Origin of the sequence: Streptomyces sp. SM18, assembly GCF_002910775.2 — a bacterium.
Taxonomy (GTDB): domain Bacteria; phylum Actinomycetota; class Actinomycetes; order Streptomycetales; family Streptomycetaceae; genus Streptomyces; species Streptomyces halstedii.
The window spans coordinates 5,730,432-5,743,220 of sequence record NZ_CP029342.1 but is presented as its reverse complement, the minus strand read 5'-3'; the positions used below and the strand labels follow the sequence as shown (position 1 = coordinate 5,743,220).

The 12,789-nt window shown below is 73.1% G+C and carries 6 protein-coding genes; 2 read left to right on the top strand and 4 right to left on the bottom strand.

The genetic code is table 11. The features are described from left to right. Positions 1 to 24: 24 nt before the first annotated feature. Together B9S64_RS25750 and B9S64_RS25745 are read right to left on the bottom strand one after the other, a co-directional pair. A complete protein-coding gene (locus B9S64_RS25750) occupies positions 25 to 954 on the bottom strand; it encodes a hypothetical protein (RefSeq protein WP_146060093.1) in 930 nt (309 codons plus the stop codon). Between the two features lie 771 nt (positions 955 to 1,725). Next, positions 1,726 to 2,313 carry a response regulator transcription factor gene (locus B9S64_RS25745; protein ID WP_181012201.1) on the bottom strand — a complete coding sequence of 196 codons (588 nt, stop codon included), beginning with the start codon at positions 2,311 to 2,313 and terminating at the stop codon, positions 1,726 to 1,728. Between the two features lie 659 nt (positions 2,314 to 2,972). On the opposite strand from B9S64_RS25745, the gene B9S64_RS35440 reads away from it, so the two are divergent. Together B9S64_RS35440 and B9S64_RS25735 are read left to right on the top strand one after the other, a co-directional pair. Beyond that, entirely contained in the window at positions 2,973 to 8,501 is a 5,529-nt protein-coding gene (locus tag B9S64_RS35440) for a non-ribosomal peptide synthetase (protein ID WP_103504948.1), read from the top strand. After that, a complete protein-coding gene (locus tag B9S64_RS25735; RefSeq protein ID WP_103504949.1) occupies positions 8,498 to 9,655 on the top strand; it encodes a saccharopine dehydrogenase NADP-binding domain-containing protein in 1,158 nt (385 codons plus the stop codon). The genes B9S64_RS35440 and B9S64_RS25735 overlap by 4 nt, the downstream gene beginning before the upstream one ends. Positions 9,656 to 9,711: 56 nt before the next feature. Here the strand turns inward: B9S64_RS25735 and B9S64_RS25730 are convergent, their stop codons facing one another. Beyond that, complete coding sequence (locus tag B9S64_RS25730; protein ID WP_103489127.1) at positions 9,712 to 10,455, bottom strand: SDR family NAD(P)-dependent oxidoreductase; 744 nt, start codon at positions 10,453 to 10,455, stop codon at positions 9,712 to 9,714. Positions 10,456 to 10,545: 90 nt separating this feature from the next. After that, positions 10,546 to 12,522: a BTAD domain-containing putative transcriptional regulator gene (locus B9S64_RS25725; RefSeq protein ID WP_103489126.1), complete on the bottom strand. Its 1,977-nt coding sequence runs from the start codon at positions 12,520 to 12,522 to the stop codon at positions 10,546 to 10,548. Positions 12,523 to 12,789: the final 267 nt, after the last annotated feature.

The following is a 12,789-nucleotide window of genomic DNA, read 5'->3' as shown; positions in this document are numbered from 1 at the left end:
CACAGGGTGTTTCGAGAATTCAGCTCAACGCGCCGACCGGATGTCCGCGCGCACTTGGGCCGGTAGCGGTGAACCGCACGCGTGGTGGCCGAACGACGCGTTTCCGGAAGCGGTGGACGGGATCACCTTGTTGTAGATCGACCCGAGGCACAGCTCCTGGAAGTCCCCGGTGTCCGACGACAGCCGGGCGGCCAGTTGCGCCTTGGCGATGTCGACGGTCTTGAGCCTGCCGTCGTCGTCCTCGACCTCCACGCAGGCGTGCGGCAGGTCCAGCGCTCCGCCGAGCACGCCGCAGAACCAGCCCCGCTTCGCCTCGGCCTTGTAGCCCGCCGTCCGGAAGCGCTCGGCCAGCAGCAGGCTCGCCGCGATGCAGCTCGTCGCCCCCAGACCGTGGACCAGTTCGTAGTCGGCCTGCATGGCGACGGGGATCATCTGCCACCGGTAGCCGGCGTCGAGGTACTCGTGGGTCAGCCGCCGCAGTTCGGTGGAGACCAGCGGGGTCCGCGCACCCGTCGTGGTGACGGTCGCCGCGTACGCGGCCGAACCCGCGCTCGGTTCCGGGGCGGCCCCGCCCTCCAGGCGCCCTCCGAACCGGACGACGTCAGGTGCTTCGAAGTGCCAGGGGGCGACCTCGTCGCATTCCGGGCACTCCAGCTGGACCCGGAACTCCCACGCCTTGTCGCGGAGCAGGTCGTCGACCGGACGCCCGGCGAACCGGAACAGCATGCGGAACGCGAGCTCCGGCTGTGTACGGGTGCTGTTCGAGTACATGCCGAGGGTGTACAGATCGTTCACGTCGAAATGGCGCACGCCCTCCCGGCGGTCGAAGGGCAGCCCCGCGTCGACGAGTCTGTCGATGTCCTCGGATGCGCAGCGCAGCATCTCCCGCGCAACGGATTCCGGCTGGTCCGTACGGGAGTACTCGGCGGGAATGAATTGGATGGAACTCGCCACTTCCCCCCAGGGAATGGGCGGGACTGCAGCTCGGTTCGGCATGGTTCATCCCTCCAGGAAAAGCATTCGTACCGATGGTTCGACGCCCATCGCCTCCGCGATTCCACGGTAATGTCGCGCAGGTCACCGCAATCGGCCCGGTGAATCGCGGACATTTCCGCCGGCTCCCCGCCTGAATCTGCCGGAACGTCTCGACGGTACCAGCAGCACTTCACGTCGCGACAGATTATTTTCACATGCATGCCCATGCGTTTCACATATAAGGGCTGGAGAAATCAATACCGGCCGGACTCCACTGCTACCCACCACTCGGCTCATTCAGCCCGGCGGTTCCAGGACACCGGGACGAAGCCGTGTGCCTCGTCGGTTCCGGACGCCCGGCACGCCCGCCAAAGGCCGCGGGAAGCGGCCTGGGGCGTCACCGTACGGGCGGGTCCGGGCATGCGAGCGACCCCCGCCGGTGGCCACAGGCTCCAAGAGCCCCGGCCGGCGGGGGTCGCGTCCACCGTATCGGTGAGAATCGCGCATTCGATTGTTAAGAACTCATCCGGATACCACGGGACAACGAGCCCGGAGACCTTCGCGCCATTGCACCGACAGCGCCCCGGTGGTACATCTAGGTGCCGTGCCGGGTTGACGATTCAATGGCTGCCGCTCAGGCCGGCTGTGCGTCACACAATCGACGGAAGATGCTCATGGGATAATTTTGTCAGCTGCGGACGAAATGTCCGTGAACGGCTCCGCGAACACGTCGGGAAACAGGGGCACGCCCTAGATCCACCGCGCGTCACGGGCGATCCGTAAAGCGTCGATACGGTTGCGCGCGCCCAGCTTCGTCACCATGGACGAAAGGTAGTTGCGCACGGTCCCCTCGGAGAGGTGCAGGCGCGCCGCGATCTCGACCACGGTGTCGCCCCGGGACGCGTGTTCCAGTACCGAGAACTCCCGCAGCGTCAAGGTGGAGTCCCTGTTGATCAGCGCGGCGACCGTCAACTCCGCGTCGAACACCCGCTCCCCCTGGTGCACCCGGTGAATGGCCTCGAAGAACTGGCGGGGAGGGACGCTGCGCTCCACCATGCCGCCGATCCCGGCGGCGAAGGCCTGACGGACGACCGACCGGGTGAACGCCCTGCCGAGCAGCATGCTCCGGCACCCGGGAAGGCTCGCGATCTTCTCGGCGATCGCGATCGTGTCGCTGTCCGCGTCCTCGAAACTGATGATCACCACGTCCGGGCTGTGCAGCTCGGCAAACTCCAGTGCGTCCAGATTGCTCTCCACCGACCCGACGACGCGGATCTCCTCATGCCGCTCAAGCAGTGCGCTGAGCGCGAAACGGGACAGGTGCAGGTCGTCGGACACCAATACATCGATTCCCACTCGATCCCCCAACGTAGTTCCTCGACCGCCCTATTGGGGCGTGATGCGAACGTGCGTACGACCGGGTGGTGGCCGGGTGGGCCGCTGAGGCCCACCCCCCTCGTTCCACCACCGGTCAGGGCCGGAGCCTCATCCACCGGAGGGGCCGGCCCGGCCGGCGGGAGGACCGACGAGCTGGAGTTCCGCCGGTAACCGGTCCGGTGCGTGCGGACGCGGAGCGGAGGGCGCTGTGCCGTTCCCGTGGCTCGGCGCGGCGAGCATGGACCTCCCCCTTGGGTGTACCGAGGATCAATCAGCGCGCTCGAAGGTCGTCCGGCGCGGGCGTCGTCATTCTGGGACAGCCCGGCTGGGCGAAGTATGTACGCCGTCTGTATGGACGGCCGGCGCCGTACAGACCGGCGCCCGCGACCGCCGGAAGGGGGCGCGATCAGCTCAGCGTATCGCGTGTGGTGACGACGTTCTGACGGAGAGTGGGGATCGCGCCGGTTTCTTCGGGACGCCGGGGCCTGCCTCAACTCGGGTTTCTGAGACGCCTGTTGTCGCGGAAGTGGAGCGCTCACCCGTTGTCACGTGTGAAGCTGACGGCCCGCTCTGTTTCCGTCCAGGTCCCGTCGGCACGGCGAAATGAGAGGCACAGCACCATGCGCGTAGCGGAGTACGTTGCCCAACTCACCGCGGAGGGCGTCCTCCTGCACGAGGAGGACGGTCAACTCCGCTACCGCGCCCGGCAGGGGGTGCTGACACCACGCCGGCTGGCCTGGCTGCGCGAGAACAAGCCGGCCGTCCTGGAGCACCTGCGGGTCCTGGAGACGGGGCCGGGACTGGTCCCCGACCCCGGCGCGCGCCACGATCCCTTCCCGCTGACGGACGTCCAGTCGGCCTATCTGCTCGGCCGCGGCGAGGCCTTCGACTACGGAGGGGTGGCCTGTCACGGATATCTGGAGATCGCGCTGCCCGCCGTCGCCGACGACACCGTGGAGGACGCCTGGAACACCCTGATCGGCCGGCACGACATGCTCCGCGCGGTCGTCTCGGCCGAGGGCCATCAGCGCGTCCTGCCCCAGGTGCCCCGGTACCACGTGGCCCACACGGACCTCGGCGCCGGTGACGGGCCAAAGGAGCGGCACGCGCTGGAGGCGGTCCGCGCGCGGATGTCGCACCGGCGCGGACCGACCGAGCGGTGGCCCCTGTTCGAACTGCGGACCACCCGCACCGCCCACGGGCTGCTGCTGCACCTCTCCGTCGATCTGCTGATCTGCGACTACAGCAGTATCCGGCTGCTCCTGACCGAACTGCGCGGGCTGTGTACCGGAGCCCCGTCCGCCGACCCGCCCGAAGTCACCTTCCGGGACTACGTCCTGGCGGCGCGCGGCACCCAGGAGGGCACGCGCTACCAGCGCGACCGGGCCTACTGGTGGGACCGCGTGGACAGCCTGCCGCCCGCCCCGGAACTGCCGCTGCGCACCGACGCCCCCGCCGCCCCGCCCCACTTCCACCGGCACGGCACGCGCCTCGGCCCCCGGCCGTGGGAGGCGCTGAACCGGCGGGCCGCGGCCGCCGGGGTCACCGCCTCGGGCGCTCTGCTCCAGGCCTTCGCGGAAACGGTGGGGCGCTGGAGCCGCCACCCTCGCTTCACCCTCGGCCTCACCCTGCAGAACCGGCTCCCGGTGCACGCCGGGGTGGACAAGGTCGTCGGCGACTTCAGCTCCACCAGCCTGCTCGCCGTGGACCTCGGCGACGGGGCGAGCCTGGCGGAGCGCGCACAAGGGTCGCAGGCGCGTCTGTGGGACGACATGGACCACCGGCTCTGCGGCGGTGTCGAGGTGCTCCGTGAGATCGCACGGCGCCGTGGACGGGCCGAGGCCCTGATGCCGGTCGTCTTCACCAGTACGGTCGGCGGACCGGGAGGCGGGGCCGGAGCGGCGGGTCCTTCCTCGCTGATGCCCGGCGGCACGCTCGTCCACGGGATCACCCAGACCCCGCAGGTGTGGATCGACTGCCAGATCATGGAGGACGACGGCGGGCTGCTCGCGCACTGGGACGTCCGTGAGGGCCTGTTCCCCGACGGCGTGGTCCAGGACATGTTCGACGCGTTCGCCCGGCTGACGCACCGGCTGGCCGGAGAGGACGCCGTCTGGCACGAGGCCGACCCCCTGGAGCTGCCCGCCGCCCAGGTCGCACGGCTGGCCCGGGTCAACGCCACCGAGGCTCCGCGCACCCGGGGGCCGCTGCACGCCCAGGTCGTGGCGCAGGCCGTGCGCACCCCGGGCCGTACGGCGGTCGTCGCCCCCGGCCGCCGGCTCGACTACGCCGAACTCCTGGCCCGCGCCCGGGGCGTGGCCGCCGCTCTCACCCGCGAGGGGGTGGCCCCCGGTGAGCGCGTCGGCATCGTCATGGACAAGGGGTGGGAGCAGGTCGTCGCCGTCCTGGGCGTGCTGCTGGCCGGCGGGGCGTATCTGCCCGTGGACACCACCCAGCCCGCGCTGCGCCGGGCCACCGTCCTGGCGGACGCGGCGGTCCGCACCGTGCTCACCCAGTCCTGGCTGTCCCCCGGCCTCCAACTGCCGCCGGACACCCGGTCCCTCGCGGTGGACACGGCCGCACCCGCCGGTGGCGAGGAGGCGTACGAGGACGCCGCCACCGGTCCCGACGACCTGGCGTACGTCCTCTACACCTCGGGCTCCACCGGCACGCCGAAGGGCGTGATGATCACCCACGCCGCCGCCCGCAACACGGTGGACGACATCAACCGCCGCTTCGCGGTGGGCCCCGACGACCGGGTCCTGGGATTGGCACACCTGGGCTTCGACCTGTCCGTGTACGACATCTTCGGGCCCCTGTCCGTGGGCGGCGCGCTCGTCCTGCCCGACGCCGGGCGGCGCGGGGACCCGGCCCACTGGGCGGCCCTGGCCGAGGAGCACGCGGTCACCCTGTGGAACTCGGTGCCCGCCCAGCTCCAGATGCTCCAGGAGTACCTGCGGACCGCTCCCGCCCCCGGCACCGGCCGGATGCGCCTGGCGCTGCTCTCCGGCGACTGGATACCGGTGACGCTGCCCGACGCGATACGGGCCCGCCTCCCCTCGCTGCGCGTGGTCGCCCTCGGCGGTGCCACGGAGGCCGCGATCTGGTCCCTCCACCACCCGGTCACCGAGGTGGACCCGGACGCGGTCAGCATCCCCTACGGGCGTCCGCTGGCCAACCAGACCGTGCACGTCCTCGACCACCGGCTGCGGGACTGCCCCGAGCACGTGACCGGAGAGATCTGCATCGGCGGGGCGGGCCTGGCGCTGGGCTACCTCGGGGACACCGGGCGCACCCGGGAGCGCTTCGTCGTCCGTCCGCACAGCGGTGAACGGCTGTACCGCACGGGCGACATGGGCCGGCGCGGGGCGGACGGCGTGATCGAGCTGCTGGGCCGGGAGGACGGCCAGGTCAAGCTGAACGGCCACCGGGTCGAGCTGGCCGAGGTGGAGGCCGCCCTCCGGAGCCACCCGTCGGTACGGCTGGCCGCGGCGCTGGCGCGGGGCGAGGGCGCCACGCGCGGGCTGGTGGCCTTCGCCGAGACCGCCCGCGTCCCACGACGGCCCGCTCCGGGACCGGAGTTGGCGCGGCAGGCGGAGGAGGCGGCCGGGCGGGCGGCGGGGTTCGACGAGGCCGGGCACGGGGACGCGGTGCGCGCCCTGTGCGCCGCGCTGGACGCCTCCGCCCTCCAGGCGATGTCCCTGCTGCTGCGTGAGCGCGGCCTGTTCGCCTCGCCCGGGGACGTCCACACGGCCGGGGAGGTCGTCGCGGCCTGCGGTGCGCACCCCCGTCACCACGGCCTCGTACGACGCTGGCTGGGCGCCCTGGAGGCGGCGGGCCGGCTGACCCGCGACCGGGACGGCGCGTACCGCGGCCTGGCGCCCGTACCGGAGGGGGAGCGCGCGGAGCTGTGGGCACGCGTGGACGCGCTGGAGCGCGCCGTCGGCTGGGGCCCCGGCCTCGTCCGCTTCCACCGCGACTGCGAGGCGCGGCTGGCCGCTCTGCTGAGCGGCGAACTCCCGGTGCGCGAGCTGCTCTTCCCCGAGGGGCGCCTGGACACCGCGGCCGCCGCCTACCGCGCGAACCTGATCAGCCGGTACAACAACGCGGCCGTGGCCGGGGCCGTACGGCACCTCGTAAGGGAGCACCAGGGGCCGGGCCCCGTCCGCCTGCTGGAGATCGGGGCCGGTGTCGGGGGCACCAGCGCGGACCTGGTCCCGGCGCTGGAGGGCCTTCCGGTCGACTACCACTTCACCGATCTCTCCCCCTTCTTCCTCTCCGAGGCGCGCGAGGCGTTCGCCGCCCGTCCGTGGGTGCGCTTCGGGCTGTTCGACCTCGACCAGGACTACCGGGCCCAGGGGTTCCGGCCGAACGGCGCCGATGTGGTCGTCGCCGCGAACGTCCTGCACAACGCCGTGCACGCGGGCCGGATGCTGGAGCGGATCCGCGAGCTGACGGCCCCCGGGGGCTGGCTGGTCTTCGTCGAGGCCACCCGCGACACGGCCCGCGCCATGACGTCCATGGAGTTCAACGACGGGCTCACCGGCTTCACCGACGCGCGGGAGAAGACCGGTTCCCCCTTCCTCACCCGGCCGCAGTGGCTGGACCTGCTGCGCGAGGCGGGGGCGGAGACCGCGCTGTGCCTGCCCCACGAGGACAGCGCGCTCGCGGACATCGGCCAGCAGGTCTTCGTCGCCCGCTTCAAACCGGACCGCGCGGCCCTGACCACCACGGAGCTCCGAACGCATCTGGCCGAGCGGCTGCCCGCCCCCATGGTCCCGGCGGAGCTCCAGGTGGTGGACACGGTCCCGCTGACCGCGAACGGCAAGGTGGACCGCGCCCGGCTGGCCCGCCTCGCCTCCCCGGCGGTGACCGCTGCCGCCGCCGGGGAGGCCGGTGCGGCACCGGCCGACGACCTGGAGCGCGCCCTGGCCGGCCTGTGGTCCCAGGTGCTCGGTGTGCCCGCCGTGGGCAGGCACGCCGACTTCTTCGCACTCGGCGGCGACTCCCTGCTGGTCGCCCGCCTGGTCGGCCGGATGCGCGAACACCTCCCGCAGGCCGCGGGGATGGGCTGGGACGACCTGCTGCGCTGCGTACTCAACCGGCCGACGGTCGCCGCGCTCGCCGACCGGCTGCGCCCGGCGGGCGCCCCGGCCGCCGGTCCGCCCGCCGCGACGGCCTCTCCCCTGGTACGGATCGGCGGTACCGATGCCCCCGCCGGGCCCGGTGGCTCCGGGGAGCCCACGACCCTGCTGCTGGTGCACGACGGGACCGGCACCGTGGGGCCGTACCGCGCGCTGGTCCAGGAGCTCTCCGGGCGGCTGCCCGTCGCCGGGCTGGTCGTCGACGACCTCGACGCCTATCTGGGCGGCGACCCCGGGACGCTGGTCGCCGCCCTGGCCGACCGCTATGCCGGGGTCCTCCTCGACCAGGGCCTCACCCGGGTCCACCTCGTGGGCTACTGCATGGGAGGGCTGCTGGCCACCGAGCTGGCCGGCCGGCTGGGCAGGGCGGGCGGCGAGGTCGGCGGGGTGTCGGTCATCAGCAGCTACCGGGTGCCGTACCTGGTGGAGGACGATCTGCTCGCCGAGTACGTCTTCGCCCGCATGATGCGCGCCGACACCGTCGCGCTCGGCTACCCCCGGGACGAGGCGGCGACCCGCGCCCTGGTCACGGCGGCCACCCGGCGGCACGGTGACCGGGTGCCGCAGGGCGCCCTCACCGAGCGGCCGCCCACCGCGCTCGGACCGGCCGGGACCGGCGCCCTGCGCGCCTTCAGATCCCTGGCCGCGCGGCCCCAGAAGGAGAGGCTGCGGGCCATCGGCACGTATCTTCCCCAGGAGAGCGCGGAGTTGAGAGCGCCCGAACGTCTGGAGAGAGCCTTCCGCACCGTCAAACACAGCCTGGCGGCGGTGGCCGCCCACCAGGCCACCCCGTACACCGGGGCGACCACCCTGGTACGCCAGCGGGGCGAGGCGGAGATCTTCCCCAGCATGCACCACGACATGCGTGCCTACTGGCAGCGGGTGTGCGGCGACGGGCTGCGCGTGGCCGACGTGCCGGGTGACCACTTCACCTGCGTCCGGCCGCCGCACGCCGCGGCACTGGCCGGACTCCTGGTGCGCGCGACGGCGCGGGGTGCGGCATGAGCCGCCGTCGCGCGCCCCTGATCGGGATCATCGGCGGCTACGGCGCGGTCGGGCGGAGCGCGGCGCGCAGCCTGGCCGCCGAGGGCCGGTTCCGGCTACGGCTCGGAGGGCGCGACGGTGAGGCGGCGCGCGCCTGCGCCGCCCGGCTCCCCGCGCCCGCCGAGGCCATGGCGGTGGACGCGGGCGACCCGCGCAGCCTGGGCCGCTTCAGCCAGGGCTGCCGTACCGTGCTCAACTGCGCGGGCCCGGCCTACCTGCTGGTCGACCGGGCCCGCCGCGCGGCCTTCGCCGCGGGTGCCGACTACGTGGACGTCATGGACGACGGCCGCACGGCCGACCCGGTCCCGGGGCGTACGGCCGTCCTGTCGGCCGGGCTGACACCGGGGCTCTCCGGGCTGCTGCCGGGGCTGCTGTCCCAAGGTCTGCGTCCCGGCGGGGAGTTCACCGGCTGCTACGCGGGTCTGGGCACCCTGACCCGGACCGGGGCGCTCGACTACCTGCTGAGCGCGGAGCGCGGCTACGGCACCCCCATGGCCGTGTGGCGGGGCGGGGTGGTGCCCTCGGCGCTGGCGGTCGAACGGCACTTCCCGGTGCCCGGCGTGCCCCGGCCGCTCGTCGCGCATCCCTTCCTGACCGAGGAACTGGTGGACAGGGCACGGGAGCTGGGCCTCGGGGAGGCCCGGTGGTACAACGCCTTCGACGGGGACGCCGTCCTCGGCACCCTGAACCGGGCGCGGGGCGGGCACCCGGGGCCGCGGGACCTCGCGGCCAGGGCCGAGGAGCTGGTGCGCTCCAGCGCCCTGGACGCGGCCGGACGCACCCCCTACCACGTGCTGTGGGGGCGTCTGGAGGGATCGGACCAGGAGGGGAACGCGGTCAGCCGGGCGATCGTGATCCGGGGCGAGGACGGTTCCCGTCTGACCGGCGCGGTGGGGGCGTTCGCCGCCGCCGCGGTGTGCGGCGGGCAGGTGCTGCGGGGGGTGCACCAGGCGTCGGCGGTCCTGTCACCGCGGGCCGTGGTCGACTGGCTGCGGACCGGGGTCCCCGGGGTGACCGTACGGCAGACCACGGTCTCGTCCTCCCCGGACGCGGAGCACGGGCGCGGTCCGGGGGACGGCACCGAAGCGGGCGGGGTGGAGGAGGGCACGCTCTGACGCCCTCCGGCGGGCGGGGCCGGAGGTGCCGCCCGCCCGCCGGGTCCGTGGCGCTCTCAGACCTGGTTGAGGCCCCCGTCCACGAACAGTTCCGCCCCGGTGGTGAAGGAGCTCTGGTCCGAGGCCAGGAAGAGGGCGGCGTTGGCGACCTCCTCGGCCCGTGCGAGCCGGCCGAACGGGATCGCGGCCGCGAGGGAGTCCGCCAGTTGCCGGCCGCCCGGCGCGGTGAGGCTCCGCAGACCGGGGGTCTCCGTCGGCCCGGGGCTGAGCGCGTTGACCCGGATGCCCCGGCCCGCCAGCTCGGCCGCCCAGGTCCGCGCGAAGCTGCGGACGACGGCCTTGGTGGCGCTGTAGGTGGTCATCCCCCTGACGCCCGTCGAGGCGTTGGTGGACGAGAGCACGATCACCGAGGCTCCCCTCGACATGAGGGGAAGGGCCTTCTGGACGGTGAAGAGCGTGCCCTTGCCGTTGGTGTCGAACGTCTTGTCGTAGTGCTCCTCGGTGATCTCCCCCAGCCGGGCCAGCTCCCCGAAGCCCGCGTTCGCCACGACGACGTCCAGCCGTCCGCTGCGTTCCTTGATCTGCGCGAAGAGCCGGTCCAGGTCGTCCAGGTCCGACACGTCGCTCCGGATGCCGACGGCCCGTTCACCGACGGTCCTCACCGCCTCGTCCATCTCGGCCTTGCTCCGCCCGGTGAGGTAGACGGTGGCCCCTTCGGCGGCGAACCGCCGGGCGACGGCCAGACCGATCCCGGTCGAGCCACCGGTCACCAAGGCCACCTTCTCGTCCAGCTGTCCCACTGACATCCATCCTCCAAGACGTACCGGTCGTTCTCTGTCCGTACGGGCGCCGGGGCCGCGCGGGCCCCGGTCACCGACGCGCCGTCCCGCTCAGAACGCGGCGGCGCGCGTGTCACGCCAGTCGCCGTGCCCGGACGGCGGCCGGGCCTGCGGCACGGTCGGCCCCAGCCGGACCAGCCGGGCGAGCGCCTCCTCGCGGCGGGCCGGCGGCTCGCGCTCCGCGCACTCGGCGGCGTAGATGCCGATGAGGTTGTGGAAGCGGTACCGGTGGCCCGGCTCCTCCTCCAGCAGATGGTTGGCGGCGAGCAGCGCGAGCAGCCTGCGGGTGGTGTCCCAGTCCGTCTCGGCGAGCGTCGCGGCGATCTGCACGGTGAACGTGCCCCGGTACATGCCGAGGTGGCGGAACATCCGTGCCGCGTCCTCGGGGAGCGCCTGGTACGACGCCTCGAAGACGCTGCGCATGCTGGCCGCCGCGTCGTCCCCGACCGTGAGCCGGTCGAGCCGGCCGTGCTCGGCCGCGTACTGCTCGACCAGCGCGTCCACCGGTACCTCGGGGTTGGCCGCCAGTCCGTCGGCGACGATGCGCAGGGCCAGCGGCAGCCCCCCGCACAGCGCCACCAGCCGCTCGGTGGCCGGGTCCCGCTCGTCGAGGCGGCCCTCGCTGAGTCCGGCGAGCAGCCGCGCCGACTCCTTGTCGGCCAGCGGTCCGACGGTGACCAGATGGGCGCCGTCCCGCGCGGCGAGCCCGCCGAAGCGCTGCCGGCTGGTCACCAGGACGCAGGACGAGCCACGCGGTATGAGCGGCCGCAACTGGTCGGCGCTCTGCGCCTCGTCGAGCACCACCAGCATCCGCTGGCCGTGCAGCAGGCTCCGGTAGAGGGAGGCGCGGGCGGCCAGGCCCGGAGGCATCTGGGCGTCCTCGACCCCCAGGCTGCCCAGCAGTTGCCCGAGGGCGTCCGCGGCGCTCAGCGGCCGGCCCTGCAACGCGGCGCCGCGCAGGTCCACATAGAGCTGGCCGTCGGGGAAGCGGTCGATGAGCCGGTGCGCCAGCTCCAGGACGAGCGCCGACTTGCCGACACCGGCCGGTCCGTCCACCACCGCGACCGGGGTCGAGGCGCCGTGCCCGGCGCTCTCCTCCTCCAGCACCGCCTCCAGCTGGGACAGCTCCTTGTCGCGGCCCACGAACCCACGGGCCAGCGGCGGCAGTTGCACCGGTTTGGGCGCACCGCCACGGAACGCCGCCTCCCGGACCCCGAGCAGTTCGTGCGGGGTGTCGCCGCCCGGCGGGCGCAGCTCCGGATGCCCGGACAGGATCTGCTGGTACAGGATGCGCAGGTCGGCTCCCGGCTCCACGCCCAGCTCGCTGCTGAGCAGTTGCCGGGTCTCCTCGTACATGTGCAGGGCGTGGGCCTGCCGTCCGCAGCGGTACAGGGCCAGGATCAGCAGCCAGCGCAGCTTCTCCCGCAGCGGCTCCTCGGACACCGCTCCGGTCAGCCCGGTGACCATCTCGGCGTGCCGGCCGGCCGCCAGCATCCCGGCGGCCCACTCCTCCACGGCGGTCAGCCGCAGGTCGCGCAGCCGGGTGCGCTCCATCGCGGCGAAGGGCCCGGGGACCCCCGAGTACGCCTCGCCGTGCCAGAGCGACAGCGCCTGTTCGTACAGCCGCAGGGTCACCTCACTGGAGCCCGATCCCCGGGACCTACGCGCGTCACTATGACTGCGTGCGAACAGGGTGGCGTCCACGTCCAGGGGATCCAGCCTCAGGCAGTACCCGCCGGATTCGGAGGTGAGGACGGCACCGGCCGCTCTTCTGCTGCGTCCCGGCTCCAACGCGCGGCGCAGTCCGCCCACATAGGTGTGCACGCCGTTGGCGGCCGTCTGGGGTACGTCACCGCCCCACAGGGCGTCCACGATGTTCTCGACGCCCACGACGTCGTTGGCGCGACTGGCGAGCAGGCCCAGCACGGCCCGCTGCTTGGGCGGGCCGAGAGCCACCTCCACCCCCTTCCGCCAGGCGCGTACCGACCCCAAGAGCTGTATGCGTAAGGCTGCTCCCGTGGTGGCCATGGGTCATTCGCCTCCTGAAGTGGCGTTCCGTTCCGCTGCCGTACCGGCTCATCCGCGTCGGCACCGGGGCAGGGACTTCAACGTGGCGCGGGTCTCCTTCAGTGCACGCGCGGCGGCCGAGGACGGCTCCGCCCGGCGCTCCTGGCCGGGGACGCCGTTCGCGTGGAACGGAATACGTCGGGACGTCGGCAGGAATTCATCTGCCATTCGGCTGGATATCGACCTGTCACCGAGTTCCGTGCACACCACACGTGTGGTAGAAATGCC